The organism is Acinetobacter sp. XH1741 (genome assembly GCF_041021895.1).
In the GTDB taxonomy this organism is placed as follows: Bacteria; Pseudomonadota; Gammaproteobacteria; order Pseudomonadales; family Moraxellaceae; genus Acinetobacter.
Window position 1 is genome coordinate 2,974,404 of the sequence record NZ_CP157428.1, and the last position, 16,406, is coordinate 2,990,809.

Annotated in this window: 14 protein-coding genes and 4 tRNA genes; 3 read left to right on the forward strand and 15 right to left on the reverse strand. The window is 38.7% G+C overall.

The genetic code is table 11. From position 1 onward, the window contains the following. Window positions 1–58 precede the first annotated feature (58 nt). From ABLB96_RS14180 to ABLB96_RS14210, 7 genes are all read right to left on the reverse strand, one after another. Window positions 59–1,816 (reverse strand): ShlB/FhaC/HecB family hemolysin secretion/activation protein, encoded by a 1,758-nt coding sequence (locus tag ABLB96_RS14180; protein WP_348896403.1) that lies wholly within the window; start codon window positions 1,814–1,816, stop codon window positions 59–61. A 192-nt stretch (window positions 1,817–2,008) separates the two neighbouring features. Next, a tRNA-Trp gene (locus ABLB96_RS14185) sits at window positions 2,009–2,082 on the reverse strand. A gap of 67 nt (window positions 2,083–2,149) precedes the next feature. After that, window positions 2,150–2,234: transfer RNA gene (locus ABLB96_RS14190), tRNA-Leu, on the reverse strand. A gap of 27 nt (window positions 2,235–2,261) precedes the next feature. Further along, window positions 2,262–2,335: transfer RNA gene (locus ABLB96_RS14195), tRNA-Trp, on the reverse strand. Between the two features lie 53 nt (window positions 2,336–2,388). Beyond that, a tRNA-Leu gene (locus ABLB96_RS14200) sits at window positions 2,389–2,473 on the reverse strand. 102 nt (window positions 2,474–2,575) lie between these two features. Continuing rightward, window positions 2,576–3,382 carry a protein kinase gene (locus ABLB96_RS14205; RefSeq protein WP_348896401.1) on the reverse strand — a complete coding sequence of 269 codons (807 nt, stop codon included), beginning with the start codon at window positions 3,380–3,382 and terminating at the stop codon, window positions 2,576–2,578. Beyond that, on the reverse strand, window positions 3,369–4,877 hold the full coding sequence (locus tag ABLB96_RS14210; protein WP_348896399.1) for a DUF3336 domain-containing protein: 1,509 nt from the start codon (window positions 4,875–4,877) through the stop codon (window positions 3,369–3,371). The genes ABLB96_RS14205 and ABLB96_RS14210 overlap by 14 nt, the downstream gene beginning before the upstream one ends. A gap of 178 nt (window positions 4,878–5,055) precedes the next feature. Here ABLB96_RS14210 and ABLB96_RS14215 point away from each other — a divergent pair, with 178 nt between their 5' ends. Continuing rightward, entirely contained in the window at window positions 5,056–5,943 is an 888-nt protein-coding gene (locus tag ABLB96_RS14215; RefSeq protein WP_348896397.1) for an ATP-binding protein, read from the forward strand. Window positions 5,944–5,987: 44 nt separating this feature from the next. Here the strand turns inward: ABLB96_RS14215 and tsaD are convergent, their stop codons facing one another. Next, the gene (tsaD, locus tag ABLB96_RS14220) at window positions 5,988–7,004 is read right to left on the reverse strand and encodes a tRNA (adenosine(37)-N6)-threonylcarbamoyltransferase complex transferase subunit TsaD (RefSeq protein WP_348896396.1); all 1,017 of its coding nucleotides are present in this window, start codon (window positions 7,002–7,004) and stop codon (window positions 5,988–5,990) included. Window positions 7,005–7,149: 145 nt separating this feature from the next. Here tsaD and rpsU point away from each other — a divergent pair, with 145 nt between their 5' ends. Both rpsU and ABLB96_RS14230 read left to right on the forward strand, forming a co-directional pair. After that, window positions 7,150–7,365, forward strand: coding sequence for a 30S ribosomal protein S21 (gene rpsU, locus ABLB96_RS14225; protein WP_001136722.1), 216 nt, complete (start codon window positions 7,150–7,152; stop codon window positions 7,363–7,365). Window positions 7,366–7,391: 26 nt separating this feature from the next. Continuing rightward, the gene (locus ABLB96_RS14230; RefSeq protein ID WP_096640785.1) at window positions 7,392–7,838 is read left to right on the forward strand and encodes a GatB/YqeY domain-containing protein; all 447 of its coding nucleotides are present in this window, start codon (window positions 7,392–7,394) and stop codon (window positions 7,836–7,838) included. Window positions 7,839–7,933: 95 nt separating this feature from the next. Here ABLB96_RS14230 and ABLB96_RS14235 read toward each other — a convergent pair whose 3' ends face one another. The 7 genes from ABLB96_RS14235 to ABLB96_RS14265 all read right to left on the reverse strand — a co-directional run bounded on the left by ABLB96_RS14235 (window position 7,934) and on the right by ABLB96_RS14265 (window position 16,368). Then, entirely contained in the window at window positions 7,934–9,361 is a 1,428-nt protein-coding gene (locus tag ABLB96_RS14235) for a M48 family metalloprotease (RefSeq protein WP_348896409.1), read from the reverse strand. 145 nt (window positions 9,362–9,506) lie between these two features. Beyond that, on the reverse strand, window positions 9,507–10,472 hold the full coding sequence (locus ABLB96_RS14240; protein WP_348896395.1) for a D-glycerate dehydrogenase: 966 nt from the start codon (window positions 10,470–10,472) through the stop codon (window positions 9,507–9,509). Window positions 10,473–10,483: 11 nt separating this feature from the next. Continuing rightward, window positions 10,484–11,134 (reverse strand): hypothetical protein, encoded by a 651-nt coding sequence (locus tag ABLB96_RS14245; RefSeq protein ID WP_348896394.1) that lies wholly within the window; start codon window positions 11,132–11,134, stop codon window positions 10,484–10,486. A gap of 100 nt (window positions 11,135–11,234) precedes the next feature. Beyond that, window positions 11,235–13,124 (reverse strand): M48 family metalloprotease, encoded by a 1,890-nt coding sequence (locus ABLB96_RS14250; protein WP_348896393.1) that lies wholly within the window; start codon window positions 13,122–13,124, stop codon window positions 11,235–11,237. Window positions 13,125–13,202: 78 nt separating this feature from the next. Further along, complete coding sequence (gene purF / locus ABLB96_RS14255; protein WP_348896392.1) at window positions 13,203–14,744, reverse strand: amidophosphoribosyltransferase; 1,542 nt, start codon at window positions 14,742–14,744, stop codon at window positions 13,203–13,205. 25 nt (window positions 14,745–14,769) lie between these two features. Beyond that, window positions 14,770–15,357: a CvpA family protein gene (locus tag ABLB96_RS14260; RefSeq protein WP_348896391.1), complete on the reverse strand. Its 588-nt coding sequence runs from the start codon at window positions 15,355–15,357 to the stop codon at window positions 14,770–14,772. A 6-nt stretch (window positions 15,358–15,363) separates the two neighbouring features. Next, window positions 15,364–16,368 carry a quinone-dependent dihydroorotate dehydrogenase gene (locus tag ABLB96_RS14265; RefSeq protein ID WP_348896390.1) on the reverse strand — a complete coding sequence of 335 codons (1,005 nt, stop codon included), beginning with the start codon at window positions 16,366–16,368 and terminating at the stop codon, window positions 15,364–15,366. Between the last annotated feature and the right edge of the window lie 38 nt (window positions 16,369–16,406).

Here is a 16,406-nt window from a genome sequence, read left to right on the forward strand (position 1 = left end):
AAAGTCTCACTAAATTTTTTTATGTAATCAAATAAATACTTAATTGGGAGAGTATGGATTAGAAAGTCCAGTTCACGCTAAATCCAGTCGTGTAATCATCTGTTTCGAAGTGATCTGGCTTTTTCAACGGCGCTCCGACAAAAGCGTCATAATTCACACGTAAGGGGGCAATTTGTCCACGTAATCCAACAACTGCGCCTAATAAACTTGTGCCCGGCAAAGGATTTGGATAATGGGCAGTTTTTCCACCAACTTCTCCGTAATCGATGCCCGCATACCAAGAATGTGGTTTATTCATGATTGAGCCACTCAGTTCATTGCGAACTAGAAAACCATTATCGGCCAATAAAGTTTGCTCACCATCAAAACCTCTTACGGTATAACGGTTTCCAATTGAAAATCTGTCTTGAGGAGTCAAAGGTTGATTACTGTGTTGAGTACGCCATTCTGCTAGATATTGCAGATTTTGCTGATCCACTTTAAAAGGTACTTGTAAACTGGCATTGGCCTGTAAAATCCCGACATGTGTATAAGCTTCACCAAAGTCTTCTTCTGGGGCTCTCATGGCATTCAACCAGCCTGTACCACGTTTATAAGTCACATTACCGCTTAAAGTGGCATTAGAAAAATATTCAGTATGATCAAGAGTTGCTTTCCAGCCTGCTGTTTTACGGCGCTGTACTTCAACCTCTACGTCATTGATATAGTTTTGTGATTCACGGTACCAACCACCAAAACCTAGGGCTGTTTTACGGTGTGCATCCCGATAAATCACCCGTGATAAATCTGCATTAATGAGTTCACTTTTACCGCTATATTGATAAGTTTCACTACTTCCAGCGACTGTTTGTAGATAATTAGAGCGACTATAACTGGTTGAAAACAACCAGTAATCAAATGGAATGGTATAACTTGCATAAAAGCCATCAGTACCATGTTTACCAGAGTTTCCACCACCCAAATCATGGTTATAGCTGATATAAAACAGATCATTTAAAGTCAGCACATTATCAAGTGACAAAGTCGCTGTGCCTTGGTATTTTCCTGTCGCATCACTCCCTGAATCATCAATCCCTATATGTAAGCGATAAGGTTTAGCCTGTTGCCAAGCGAGAATCACATCGCTATAGCCCGGCTCCTTTTTTTGTTCTGCTGGCTGGATTTTAAAATCAGCTTCAACCGTCGGCACTCGCTTAAAGTTCTCTAAACCTTGTTCCATATCCCGAATATTTAACAGCTCCCCCGACTTCATCGGCAAAGCATTCCATAAATGTGCGCGTTTAGAGGTACCGTCAGCAAACTTAATCTGATCCACTCGCCCTGGAATAACACGGACACGCACTGTACCAGAGGCAATGTTTTGTTGGAGAAGCAAAACACGTGTGGTCACATAACCTTTTGCTATAATTTTGTTTTGAACAAGATCAAGTGCCTGGTTTAGTCCATTTACCCCTAAACATCTTCCAATAATATTGTTCTTACCTGCAGTAATAACATTAAAAGTAGAAATGAATTGATGGGCTTCCTCGCCTTCTAAAAGTATTTTCTTAATTTCAAAACAAGGGGTTTCACTATTAGAGCGTAAATATTGCAATTGCTGAGCCGAAATTTTACTTTTTTCTTGCCCCAGATTTACATTCACCTCTGGCTGGATTTGTTTTTCTAATGCGCTATCTCGTTGTTGTTGTCGGATGGTTTGGTCAGCCTGAATTCTCTGACGAATAGGATCACCCGAGTCAGCTGCATAACTTAAGCTCCCCATTACTGATAAACAGATAAACAAGACGCTTTTATTGAATTTTTTATAGTTCAACATATAAATCAAATCAAAATTTACTTTAATTAATCATATTTTAACAAAATGTTAACAAAGTAAAAATACTTTATACAGATTAGTCTGTATGAAATTAAATTTTATTTAAGTAAAAAGAATAATTTTTGAAACATTCATTTTTATAAATATACTAGACATAAAAAAAGCTCCCTCAACAGGAGCTTTTTTGAATCTTGGCAGAGGATCAAGGACTCGAACCTTGACGAACGGTTTTGGAGACCGTCATGCTACCATTACACCAATCCTCTATATATACAATTAAACCCTTTAGATTTAATCATAAAAAAAGCAAGATCATCGTCTTGCTTTTTTTAATGGTGGGGGCGAAGAGACTCGAACTCTTACACCTTGCGGCGCTGGAACCTAAATCCAGTGCGTCTACCAATTTCGCCACGCCCCCATCTGGGACATTTATTTAAAATAAATGTGGCAGAGGATCAAGGATTCGAACCTTGACGAACGGTTTTGGAGACCGTCATGCTACCATTACACCAATCCTCTTCCAAGATTTAAATGACTTAACATTCAAATCAACTTTAAGTCTTAACTTAAAGTGGTGGGGGCGAAGAGACTCGAACTCTTACACCTTGCGGCGCTGGAACCTAAATCCAGTGCGTCTACCAATTTCGCCACGCCCCCGATGGCTGTGTATATTAGCGATAAGATCTAACAGTGACAAGTGTTTTTTTTCTAAAAAAAACTGACCGTGTAAATTGTATACAGATACTAGATCAATGATTTTTATGAGTTTGAGAGCGCTTTTAAACAATTAATTGCTTCAAATGCCTTTGAAAACCGATTTTTCTGTTGTTTTTGTAATAATCCACTCAGTAATGGGTAAAAAATTTGAACTGAATCAGGCAACTGAATGTTTAAATTTTGGCAATGTAATACAGCCCAATCATGATAAGTATTTGCTTGTAAACGCATTTGACTTAACCATTCATACAAAACAATACCTAAAGCATATAAATCACTTTGTACACGCTTACTGTCCCCATGAAACAGTTCAGGTGCCATATATCTTGGTGTAGCATCAATAATTGTATCTGGACTCGATATAAGCCGTGCTTTTTCAAAATCAATTAAATAAAGCCCCTGCTCGAACTTTCTAAAGTGTTCCTTTTTAATATCGCCATGAATCCATCCAAGCTCATGAAGTTCTGCTAAAACCATAAGCGCTCTATAGATCGTCTCATGGATATCTTTTAAATTTTGCTTTTGGGAAGAGTCGTCAAACCAACACTCTGTATCTGGCAAAATTAATCCTTTGCCTTGAGAGGGTTGTAATTGGGAAATAGTACCAACATCAACTATTTTAAAAGGTAAAAGCCAGTTTGCTTTTTTATGCTGAATATCTTCATAAAATTGCAATTCATGCAAAAAATCTTGCTCACTTTGAGCATGTACATGAGGCAGATGATATTTTAGCCAATAGCGATCAGCATCTATAGTACAAGTCCATAGATGCCGTCCTAAAGCTGCACTTTTAGGTTTTGTCACGCATTTTAGGTTTTCTATATGAGAAGCAAAATTATGCTTCAGCATAGTAAGACTCTGACTGTTGTCTCTTTTCTTCAAAACGTAAAACTTCTAAACAATGCTGAATTGTTTTACCAATACGCGCATGAGTTTCAATAGAGGAAATTTTTGGCCAAGTCGCACGCTCACCTTCTCGCTGTAAACGCTTAAACAAATGTGGACGAGGGTTTTGTAGCGTATAGGCATAATGTTTTAGGCCATATTTAGCGATAATATTGACATCGCCGTAGTATCGCTGCCCTATTACTCCATATCCATGATCAAGCAATCTTCTTACTGGAGAAATGGCGCCCAATCTCTGACGGGTAAAGTCCATTACTCCCATTGAGAGTACTTTACCTTGGCGTCTTAAAATTCGCTCAGGCCAACTTAAAACGTCCTTACGAAAACGGTGCGCATCATCTTGCATAAATGGCACAACATGCGGATTCACTTGGCTAGCAATGGTGTAGTTTAAATTATAAAGCCTTGCCATTCTTTCTTGTGGAAAATCACTACGTACACTGCCATCTACCCATTTTGTATTTGCCATATAAGGGGTATGTTCACCATCATAACGTTTACTGGTTAAACGTACAGGTGGAAATAAAACTGGCACAGCACAAGAAGCCAGTACAGCACTCCAAACCAAAACGTTGGGTGTCATAATTGCATTCATAATCCTTGGATTTTCTGTTGCATCGTACGGCGCAACGGCCACATTAATATTTAGACCTGATTTTTTAAATGCCTCTTCAAAAGTAAGATCACCCAAGTTTTCAATCAGGAACTTTTTCAAATAATGGACATCCGCAATGCCACCATTACCCTTAATGAGTTCACGAAGCTTTCTAAAGTGAAAAGCATCACTAAAAAATTGCTCGCCATTTAGTAAGTTTTGAACGTCCTCACTAGCAGAAGTTCCAAGCATGCCTGTCATAATGGCTCCAGCACTTGAGCCAGAGAGTACTTTTGGCATTAAATCTTGTTCAATTAACGCTTTACATACGCCTGTGTGAAAAAGACCTAGCGTTGCCCCACCCGAAAACATAAGCGCAGGTTGTCCATATGCTTTTTCACAGTTTTCAAAAAACTCGATTTTTTCTTTTCTTTGAAAGATAATACATTCACTAGAAGCAATATAAGCCAAGCTTTGGCTGACTTCTTCAATATAATCTTCAATTAATTTTTTTGTACCAACATGCGTGGCAGCAAACAGCATGGGATGACCAATGTTTGCAATATCGTAGGTCAGACCTTCTTTTAAAAGATAAATCAAATCTAAAGTACGATGCTGCTGACGATATCTTTTCAGTAAAGTGTAACGATAAGAAATTAGCTCAGCATCAAAATAAGGCGAACTATTATCGAACTTCCACTCTTGTGCACCTGTTTCTTCATCAAGTTTTAGTGCAAAAGACTTCCACTCTTCATAAGATTCAGCCGTGTCTAATTGACGTTGTAATTTTTTGATACGATAAGCCTGATGCGGATTCATATCACTTCTTAACTTTTCAAACATATTTCGTCCTCATCTTCACAGATGATTTTACTGAATAGACATGACAACACTATGCGCGGTCTGAACATTTCAATCAATTGCAAAACCGATAAACTGTGTAGACAATAACTTTTTTGTCAGCTCGCAAATTTCAGTGTTAGTATCCTAGTAAATTACTGTTTAACATGATTGATTAACCATGGCTACCATTGATTTACCTGACAATTTAGTTCAAACATTATCACTTGTATTAAATCAGCTCCAGCAAGTCTTACCTGAACCGAAACAAGAAACAGATTTTTCTGCTCCCGCCTTTAGATGGGAAAATCAACAACTTCAAGCCATTTATACACCTAAAAATATTTATCTTGATGACCTAAAAGGCATAGAACGCCAAAAAGAAAAAATCATTCAAAATACTTTGCAATTTCTAAATGGCCTACCCGCTAATGATGTCCTTTTAACGGGTTCACGTGGTACAGGAAAATCTTCTATTGTTCGTGCTTTACTTACTGAGTATGCCCCTCGAGGATTACGTTTAATTGAAATTGAACGTGATGATTTAGCAGACTTACCTAAAATCCAGAAAATTATTCAAAACCGACCAGAAAAATACATCGTCTATTGTGATGACTTAGCTTTCAATGCCGAAGATGAAAATTATCGTAGTTTAAAAAGTGTACTGGATGGTTCATTACAGTCAGGTTCAACGAACTTTATTATTTATGCGACCAGTAACCGCCGTCACTTATTACCTGAGTTCATGCATGAAAATACGCCTGTAACCAAGGTCGATGTACCTCAATATACCGAGTTACACCCCCAAGAAGCGATTGAAGAAAAGATCTCTTTGTCAGATCGTTTTGGTTTGTGGTTATCTTTTTATCCAATGGATCAAAATTTGTATTTAGAAATCGTAGAACATTATCTTGATAAAACAAATATGCCTTTTAACGATGAGGTTCGTGCTGAAAGCTTACGTTGGTGCCAAATGCGCGGACAACGTTCTGGCCGTGCAGCTTACCAATTTTCTAAACACTGGATTGGTTTAAATGGCTTAAAAGAATTAAACAATTCTATGAAATAAAAACAAACGGTCATCTTATTAGAGAATGACCGTTTATTTTGATATTAAGAATTTACTGGAATAGACAATTCCGTCATTGGCCAACGTGGCGTGGTGGTGACAGCCAAGCCATCATGTTGGCCTGCTTTTAAACGTTGATAACCCGCAAAAGCGATCATTGCCCCATTATCTGTACATAAAGCAGGTTCTGCATAGTAAACCTGTGCTTTAATTTTCGCCAAAGAAGTTTCTAATTGCTCGCGTAAGCGTAAATTTGCGCTCACTCCACCCGCAATAACTAAACGTTTAAGTCCAGTTTGCTTTAAAGCTTTCACTGATTTTTTTACTAATGTGTCTACAATGGCTTCTTGGAATGACGCAGCAATATCAGCATCACGGTTTTCACCATTCAATTTTTTCAATTGAACAGAAACTGCTGTTTTTAAACCGCTAAAAGAAAAATCTAGGCCTTGATGAAGCATTGGTCGTGGAAATTCAAATGCTAATGGATTACCAGATAAGGCTAGTTTTGCAATATTTGGTCCACCCGGATATGGCAAACTCATCATTTTTGCGACTTTATCAAAAGCTTCACCCGCAGCATCATCAATAGACTCACCCAATAGCTCATATTGACCAATGGAGTGAGCTGCCATTAATTGCGTATGCCCACCTGAAACAAGCAACGCAACGAAAGGAAATTCGGGTGGTTGACTTGAAAGCAATGGAGCCAACATGTGGCCTTCCATATGGTGAACACCAATAGCAGGCTTATTTAAAGAGAAAGCTAAAGTTCTTCCAAATAATGCGCCTGTCATTAATGCTCCCATTAAACCTGGGCCACGTGTATAAGCGACTGCATCAATCTCTTGTTTTGAGACACCACTTTGTTCAAGCAATTGATTCATTAAAGGAATGAGCTTACGCACATGGTCACGCGAAGCCAACTCTGGAACCACTCCACCATATTCGGCATGAAGTTTAATCTGGCTATAAAGAACCTGTCCCCGTAAGCCGAGTTCGCTATCATAAAGTGCCAACCCTGTTTCATCACAAGAAGTTTCCAAGCCTAAAACAATCATCAAAACTGCCTTTTATATGAGTCAAAATATTGCAATCGCTATTATAGACTTGTGATATGAGTTGTAAATGAGTAAAATACTGACCTTCACTTGTGATCCGGCGCAATGGTGTGCCTGATCTTATCCATAATCTAGAGGATTTTACATGCCACAAGTTAAGTTGAAAGAAGGCGAACCAGTTGACGTAGCTATCCGTCGTTTCAAACGTTCATGCGAAAAAGCTGGTGTTTTAGCTGACGTTCGTAAGCGCGAATTCTACGAAAAACCAACTCAAGAACGTAAGCGTAAAAAAGCTGCTGCAGTTAAACGCTACCAAAAGAAATTGGCGCGCGAATCTGTACGTACTACTCGCCTTTACTAATTAATTTGTGATTGACTGCTGATATTATGACTACTTTAAAAAACCAAATTACTGATGCATTAAAAACTTCTATGCGTGCCAAAGATATGGCAACAGTGACGGTTTTGCGTAGTCTACAAGCAGCAATTAAGCAAATCGAAGTTGATGAGCGCATAGAGCTTGGCGACGCTCAGGTTCTTGCGGTCATTGAAAAGCAAATTAAACAACGTAAAGAATCGATCAAAGCCTTTGAAGGTGCTGGTCGTGATGATTTAGCTAGTAAAGAACAAGCCGAAGCTGAGATTATTTCCCAGTTTCTACCAGAAGCTATGACTGAGGAAGAGCTTGATTCTATCATTGAGCAAACGATTGCTGCTCAAGAAGCAACTAGCATGAAAGATATGGGTAAGGTGATGAATTCTCTACGTCCGATCATAGCCGGGCGTGCCGATCCTGCTCAAGTTTCAGCAAAAATTAAAGCTAAATTAGCTTAATTTCCCCTCTTCTTTTTATATTTTCTCATATTAGACTTTCTTTTAAGTTTAAATAGATTTGCGTGTACGCAAATCAAGAGATCAAAATATAAAGCTTAAATTTTCATTCGTCTCTCATCTTGCATTTGTTTTAATCGGCTATCTATTTTAGCAGACATTGCCTGATTGCCTTTTGCGAGTCTCTGCGCATGCAGCATAGATTTAATCGCATTTTCTTCACTACCAGACCAATATTGGGCTTCCGCACGGTAACGCAATACATTCACCGCTCTTAACGGCGAAGCTTTATCTAAATTAGCCGCTTGTTGTAATAATTGCCAACCTTGAATATCTCGGGCATTTTTATTAATAAAGCGCTGAACAAGTGTCTGTACTTGGGCATATTTCCCCTGACGCAACAACACCTCAGCCAACTTATAGCTAAAAGCCTTATTTTCAGGCATGGTCATTTGTAATGGCGCAATGGAATTATAGGCCTGATCAAGTTTATTTTGACCTAAATAAATATCCGTTTGAATGAGAGAAACCAATGGTTTACCACTTGATTTGGTTTGATCTAATGTAGTTTGAGCTTGAATATAGTCTCCTTGTTTTAGGTAAAAAGCTGACAAAGCCAGCAACCCTGCCAGATTTTTTTGAGAAGCCAAACTCTGCAACTGATTTTCTGTAGCTTCCCCAGCGACCACCATTGTGTACCATTTCAATATTTCAAAATCGACATCATATATTCGACTTTTAACTCTCGGCATCTGGTTCGCCCTTAAACGAGCCTCACTCATACGTTCAGTTGTTAAAGGGTGAGTGAGCCAAAAATCTGGAAGAAAGCTTACATGACTGGTCGCCCTGTGCATGGTTTCAAAATAGTCAGCCATACTTTGCGGGTTATAACCAGCAGCATACATATACTGCATACCAATTCGGTCTGCTTCACGCTCTTGATTACGGCTATAGGTAAGCTGCTTATCAAGTAATGCAGCTTGTGTCCCCAACATAACAGCAGCACCAGCATCTCCACCCGCTTGGGCAGCTAAAGCAACACCCGCCAATAGGCCTGCTAGACTTAACAGAGCTTGCCCCTTAAAAGCCTCTTCAGAACGACTAAAGTGCCTTTGTGATACGTGAGCAACTTCGTGCGCCATGACCCCAGCAACCTCATCAATATTACGTGCTGACGAAATAAGACCAGTATTGAGTGCAAATAGCCCACCCGGGACAGCAAATGCATTAATTTGAGAGTCTTTAATCACCACTAGGCCAATAGGCTGCCCGAGCTGTGTTTCACTTAAAATATTTGAGAAGACCTGAAAAAATTGATTTTCTAACCATACATCCTGTATGACTGGCATTTGCTTATGAACTTCGCGAAAAACTTTCTCACCAATAAATTTTTCTTTTTGCTGGTCAAGCAACCCCACTCCACTGCCAATATTTGGAATTTCTACTTGGCCTGCAGTAGCTTTTGAATCAAAAGGATCCGCATAAGAGGCATTTGTTATAAAAGCTAAACTTAAAATAACTGGCAAAAATTTCAAAAGTTCTTCTCTATTAAAAATTAAACTAACAAAAAAGCCCATTCATATAATGCATTAATGGTCTTGCATCATATCAACAGGCTTTCACTATAACATTGAAAATAGACTATATTTGCAATGAAGTGTTATTCAATATTTATACGAAATTCGGATTTACCAAATACCTTGGTGTTTTATCCTCTAATGCTTCTACCAAGTTTTTATAAGCTAGATTTGCCATTTTTTTACGTGTTTCTGCTGTAGCAGAACCCACATGAGGCAAAGTCACTACATTAGGTAATTTGAAAAGTACCGAATCTTGGAGAGGCTCTTTTTCATATACATCTAAACCAGCTGCAAAAATAACTTCATTCTGCAAAGCCTCAATAAGTGCCTGCTCATCGACCACTGAACCACGCGCAATATTGACAAAAATAGCGTGCTTTTGCATAAGTTCAAATTGAGCTTTGCTCATTAAGGCTTTAGATTCAGTATTTAAATCAACTGCTGTTACTACAAAATCGGATTGCTGAAGTAATTCATCTAAGCTCAGATACTCTGCCTTTAAAGGCTCTGCTAACTCAGGTTTTTCACGTCGATTATGGTAAACAATATTCATGTTAAAGCCATAAAAACCACGGCGCGCAATTGCAGCCCCGATATTACCAAGACCAATAATACCTAGAGTTTTTCCAAAAACATCTAAACCAAACTGCTGTGGACCAACTGTTCTTTTCCATTCACCTTGTTTAGTCCAATGATCGAGAAAAGGTACTTTTCTGGCTGCACTTAACAAGAGTGTAAAAGCAAGATCTGCGGTAGTTTCAGTTAAAACATGCGGTGTATTCGACAACCAGATTTTCTTTTGGTTTAAATACTCAACATCATAATTATCATAACCAACGGTCACAGATGAAATAATTTTTAATTTCTGTGCAGGTGAAAGGTTACTTTCATTCAGCAATCGACCTGCACCAATCATTCCATCAGCATCAATCACTTCTTGTCGTATCTGTTCATTAATATCACCCAGTTTTGGGTTTAATACGACAACATGATAATCCTGCTGCAACCGTGACAAAATTTCCTCATCAATTTGGCTAAAAACTACAACCTTTTTCATGTACGTCCCTACTACTCATTGTTATCTTGCATAAGTTGCCACAGTCTTCTCTTAAGGAGAGGTTTATCTATCATTTCTTTTAAACTTGCCAAATAAATAATATTCGCATGCTGAATATAGGTACATTTACCCAAATATAAAATCTTTTTTTCTGCCGCTACAGCATCTAAAAACCCTTGAATATATGAACCCACGCCCCTTGGGTCTTGATAGGCAGCTAAAGGAAAAGGCCATCTCAATTCGGCATATTGCCCTACTTTCGCTTTTTGAATATTACTCCAAAGTTGTTTTTCTTCTTTTTCCAAGGTAGTTGCATCGACAAAGATCACACACTTTTCAATACAATAAGCCTGCAACTCAAATGGAGCAATTGTCTCTGGCTCTACAATCCGCGCTTTTTCTACAAACACTTCAGGCTGTAGAGTTTCTACTACTGCTGCTATCGGCTCTTTAGCCACTTCCGCAGTATCAAGTATTTGAGGCTTAGATTGCTTTTGCTCAACTGTAGGCGTATCTATAACCGGTATGGTAATGGATGTCTGAGATTCAGCAATCTGATCTCTCCACAGTGTCTGGGCATTATTTTTTTGACACACTTGTGTTCTAGGAATCCATACATCGATACCTAAAGTTGCCAGTATATTTCTTTGCTGCCCAATCATGTCTAAATCAGTACCTCTAGTCTAGGGACATTCTAACGGGCTTCTGATTTTTTTTCAGCGTTTTCTTTTAATGATCTCTTTTGGAAACAACGTATGTTTCTTAAATAATCATCACGCTATTTTTCTTCTGCATTTGCTCTACAATTTCATCAGACTCAAAACCAAATCGCCAGTAGAGCAGCTCAAGAACATCAAGCTCATCTTGAGTAATAATTCGATCACTCCACAAGCACATTTCTGCAATGGCTAAAATACTTAAACGATCACGAAGTAACAATCCAGCGATATCATTTAAAATTTCAGCCAAGTCTAACGGCTCATCCGAAATTTCATCATAAATATGCATTTCATCAGGATTGAGTAAAGATCGTAAAATACGCTCACGCACTTCCAACTGGTTTGGACTGTTAATTTGCTGCACATGCAGCAAAGCATCAATTAAGCGAACAATTTGTGGTTTTACTTCTTCAAATGCCGTAGGTAAATGAAGTGGCATCAAGTTCAACTCATATTTAACCCGCTCAAGTAAAAGCGCATCAAGCAGACCGATTTCACCATCTTCCTGAATAATAAGCGCAAGTTTAGTCAAAAACTGACGGGCAATACTTGCAGGCATGTGACCAATATTTTTACATGCATCGTGAAAAATCTGGATATGAATACGCCCATCAAGATTAAGTAAAGCATCGACAATCGAATGACTTACCGGAGCTTCTTGGGGAATAAACTCTCGATATTGGCGAATCATTAAAATTGCAACCATCACCTCACGCGAACCAGTAGCCGTTTGCAATGCCCGCTGAATTAACTCAGGGCGCTTTTTATTTCGACGGACATCATTACTTAAAGGCTTAATTGCATCATTCAATGCAAAACTAATCGGAGATAACCGTAATAAAGGCAAAGGTTGTGGAGATGACCACGGAATATAAATTTCAGTCTCAGATTCCTCTAAAGAACGGAACAGACTAAATAAAGGTCGATTCCGAAGTTTCTTTAGATTTTCTAACTGTAAATCTTGCAACAATGTTGGGTTGAGTTCATAAATACGTTCACGAATACTCGGGTGAATATTCATCCAACTTTGAGGACTCAATGAGTTAGCAAAACACATATGTGCGATTGATTCAGAATAAGCACTATGAATTTGTGACCCCGAATGGTGAACATAAATACGTAATAACGTCTGGGTATTCGTACTATTTTTTAATAACCGCATGGTTTTTTGGTCATTACGAAATGTACGGCCGCTTAATGTTAAATATTTAATAAAACGAGTGATTAATACACCCAAGCTTCCAGCCAACCAGATTACGCCACCAACAGCTACAAATACTGTTTCAAATTTATGCTTATAACCCGGGCTATAACGTTTAAAACCTTGCTTTGCAAGCTTACTGCCCCATTGGCTAAAAGTGGTCAAACCACTATATAAAATTTTTAATTTAGTATTTTCTACAGCTTCGCCTGATAAAATTTGATTAAACTCATGACCCAATAAACCATATAGTTCTAATTCATCTAGGTTCTGTAGAGCGCCCCAAGTCAAAATAATTACGATATCGTCCGAGTGAAAACCTGCTGTTAGTGCATTCACCCCAACTTCATCAGGCAAAACATATAATGTGGGAACGTTAAGAGAAAATATTTGTGCTAAATGTTCTGTAATTTTTAATGCAGTATGTTCTTCGGGTGTACTTTCACCTTTTACTAAACGACGTGTTTTAAGCTGCTTCGCAAGTGAATGGCCGCCTTTACGCAAAATATAGAGTTCGGTCACCACCGACCAAACCATAATAAAAAGTAAAAGAGCAATAAAATATGGACTTAAAGCATGCCACCAAATGGGTTGGCTATAATCAAAGAAGTGAACCAATAAACCTAAAATTAGATTTAAAATAAAAATAGTTAAGAGCACAGCAACCAAACACATAGTGATGGACCATGCCATATTTTTATTTTCGATTAAATAGTGGCTTACTTCTTTCAATGTAAATAATCCCAATTACATTGTTAGGTTTCATCATAAAAGAAAAAAGCGGGAAACACCCGCTTTTTTCGGCTATTTCTATTCTTCTTTAATACCAGTCAAATCTACTGAAGCAGCATCAATATTGACATCAATATACCCATCTTTTCCCTTTTTCGCAGAGTCATTACGTTTCTGCTCCAAGTTATTGAGATATTGCGCATCAATTCCGCCAGTCACATAGATACCATCAAAAACAGAGCAATCAAACTCAGTCAATGTCGGCACTTTACTGGTACGTACAGCGTTCTTCAAGTCTTCCAAATCTTGGAAAACTAAACGATCGGCACCAATAATTTCCTGAATTTCTTCTACGCTGCGTTCTGATGCAATAAGCTCAGTTTTAGCAGGCATATCGATACCATATACGTTTGGATACATTACTTTCGGTGCTGCTGAAGCAAAGTATACTTTTTTCGCACCTGAGTCACGTGCCATTTGAATGATCTCATTACACGTTGTACCACGTACAATAGAGTCATCAACCAAAAGAACATTTTTGCCTTTAAATTCTAGCTCAACAGGGTTTAACTTCTGACGTACAGATTTTTTACGCTGTTGTTGACCTGGCATAATGAAGGTACGACCGATATAACGGTTTTTCATGAAACCTTCACGGAACTTCACACCAAGAATATTTGCAAGTTCTAGTGCAGAAGTACGGCTTGTATCAGGAATTGGGATAACCACATCAATATCATGGTCCTCACCCCAGTCACGCAAAATCTTATGCGCTAATTTTTCACCCATTTTTAAACGGGCTTTATACACTGAAATACCGTCAATAATGGCATCTGGACGAGCAAAATAAACATATTCAAAAATACATGGGCGGTATTTTGGTTCTGCCGCACACTGTTTTGTGAATAACTGACCTTCAGAATCAATGAAAATTGCTTCACCCGGTGCAATATCACGCTCGATTTTAAAACCAAGTGCAGTAATCGCTACTGATTCTGATGCAATGATATATTCCATCTCACCTTGTTCAGTCTCACGCGAACCGTAAATAAGTGGACGAATACCATTTGGATCACGGAAACCCACTAAACCATGACCAGTAATCATGGCAACTACGCCATAAGCACCTTGGCAGCGTTCATGCACACGAGAAACCGTATGGAAAATATCTTCTGCTGTCGGGTTTAGCGTTCCTTTCTTTTGCAACTCATGAGCAAAAACGTTTAAAAGAACTTCTGAGTCAGAATCAGTGTTCATATGACGTAAATCTGTTTTAAACAGGTCATCATGAATTTCTTCTGCATTGGTCAAGTTACCATTATGTGCAAGTGTAATCCCGTAAGGTGAGTTCACATAAAATGGTTGAGCTTCTGCACTACTAGCAGAACCAGCAGTTGGGTAACGCACATGACCAATACCGTAATTACCAAGTAATGCTCTCATATGACGAGTATGAAAAACATCACGCACCATACCGTTATCCTTACGCAGGAAAAGACGGCCTTCATGGCAGGTTACTATTCCAGCTGCATCTTGCCCACGATGCTGCAACATCGTTAAAGCATCAAACAACATTTGGTTCACTGGCGATTTACCGGCTATACCAACAACTCCACACATAGCAACCTCGCAGACAAGCTAGGAATTAATAAAAAGGATTCTTTGTTGAATGGTCGGGTCGGGTTTCTGATTGTTCCGACTCGTCCACTGGTTTTGGAGAAGTGCGAGATACACCGCCTCCAGATGTTATCTGATGATATGCCTCACTTGCTGCATCTTTAGACAATTCAGTCGCTAAAGGCGCATAAGGCAGTAAAAATTGTATAAGTATGGACTGTTTCCAGTTTGCTGAACTTTCAACCCAAGGTCCTACACCTTGCATGGTAACAAGCACAACAAGCAAACCTTTCAACGAACCAAAAGCACCACCTGCTAAACGATTTAATGGCCCCAATTTCAAACTTTTCAAGAGGCCATTTAAAATTGCAGTGACGATCCAGGTTAAAACAATAATCACAAGTGCAATAAATGCGAAAGCCGCAATCTTTTGAACCACCGGATCTTGGCTTAAACCCGACATTGATGGAGCTAGTAGAACAGCATATTTTGCACCCATAATTAATGCAAAAATCCATCCCACCAAGTTCGCAAAGGCTTTAATAAATCCTTGTCGCAAACCGTTTAGCCCCCCAATGAGCAAAAGTATGAGAATGATGATATCAATAGTGTTCATGTTCAATTAAGTCATGGCTTCAACACATTGCTTCACAAGCGTTGGTCCCGTATAAATTAGACCACTATAAATTTGTACAAGTGTTGCTCCAGCTTGTTGTTTCGCTACAGCTTGCTCACCAGACAAAATACCACCCACACCAATCAAAGGAATTTGTCCTTTTAATGATTGAGCAAATAAACGTAAACACTCTGTACTTTTTTCAAATACCGGCGCACCAGACAAACCTCCAGTCTCATTACCATAAGGGAGATTTTCAACACCTTCCCTCGATAACGTTGTGTTAGTCACAATCAGACCATCAATTTTAAAATCTAATAATTGAGCCGAAATAAACTCAACATCTTCAGCAGTAAGGTCTGGAGCAACTTTAAGAACCAGAGGGACATAGTGATTATATTGCTCAGCCAACTCAAGTTGACGTGCCTTTAAGGTTTGTAATAATTCAGTTAACGCATCACCGCTTTGTAAACTACGCAAGTTTTTAGTATTTGGAGATGAAATATTAACGGTAATGTAAGATGCGTAGTTATAAACTTTCTCAAGGCAAATTAGATAATCATCGACCGCTTTTTCTACAGGCGTATCAGCATTTTTACCGATGTTAATCCCTAAAATGCCTCTAAATTTTGATGCTTTAACATTTTCAATTAGCTTATCAACGCCATCATTATTAAAACCCATACGGTTAATAATGGCTTTAGCTTCGGGAATACGGAATAAACGCGGTTTTGGATTGCCCGCTTGTGGACGAGGAGTAATTGTGCCAATTTCAATAAAACCAAAACCCAATCCGGCTAAGGCATCAATATGAGCACCATTCTTATCAAGGCCAGCGGCCAAGCCCACGGGATTAGGAAATTCAATCCCCATACATCGAGTTGGCTTTGCTTCTACGGCTTGACGCATCATGCCTAGCTTATGCGCTTTATCAAGCATGGATAATGTTAATTCATGGGCACGCTCTGGTGCTAAACTAAACAACATCGGGCGAGCAAGTGAATATAACATACCAATCACAATCTACTGATTTTAGGTAGGCATATTAT

Excerpts from the sequence above, each read along its gene's own strand:
- ABLB96_RS14180 (WP_348896403.1), bottom strand. The coding sequence starts at position 1,816 with ATGTTGAACTATAAAAAATTCAATAAAAGCGTCTTGTTTATCTGTTTA.
- ABLB96_RS14205 (WP_348896401.1), bottom strand. The coding sequence starts at position 3,382 with ATGCTGAAGCATAATTTTGCTTCTCATATAGAAAACCTAAAATGCGTG.
- ABLB96_RS14210 (WP_348896399.1), bottom strand. The coding sequence starts at position 4,877 with ATGTTTGAAAAGTTAAGAAGTGATATGAATCCGCATCAGGCTTATCGT.
- ABLB96_RS14215 (WP_348896397.1), top strand. The coding sequence starts at position 5,056 with ATGGCTACCATTGATTTACCTGACAATTTAGTTCAAACATTATCACTT.
- tsaD (WP_348896396.1), bottom strand. The coding sequence starts at position 7,004 with ATGATTGTTTTAGGCTTGGAAACTTCTTGTGATGAAACAGGGTTGGCA.
- rpsU (WP_001136722.1), top strand. The coding sequence starts at position 7,150 with ATGCCACAAGTTAAGTTGAAAGAAGGCGAACCAGTTGACGTAGCTATC.
- ABLB96_RS14230 (WP_096640785.1), top strand. The coding sequence starts at position 7,392 with ATGACTACTTTAAAAAACCAAATTACTGATGCATTAAAAACTTCTATG.
- ABLB96_RS14240 (WP_348896395.1), bottom strand. The coding sequence starts at position 10,472 with ATGAAAAAGGTTGTAGTTTTTAGCCAAATTGATGAGGAAATTTTGTCA.
- ABLB96_RS14245 (WP_348896394.1), bottom strand. The coding sequence starts at position 11,134 with ATGATTGGGCAGCAAAGAAATATACTGGCAACTTTAGGTATCGATGTA.
- purF (WP_348896392.1), bottom strand. The coding sequence starts at position 14,744 with ATGTGTGGAGTTGTTGGTATAGCCGGTAAATCGCCAGTGAACCAAATG.
- ABLB96_RS14260 (WP_348896391.1), bottom strand. The coding sequence starts at position 15,357 with ATGAACACTATTGATATCATCATTCTCATACTTTTGCTCATTGGGGGG.
- ABLB96_RS14265 (WP_348896390.1), bottom strand. The coding sequence starts at position 16,368 with ATGTTATATTCACTTGCTCGCCCGATGTTGTTTAGTTTAGCACCAGAG.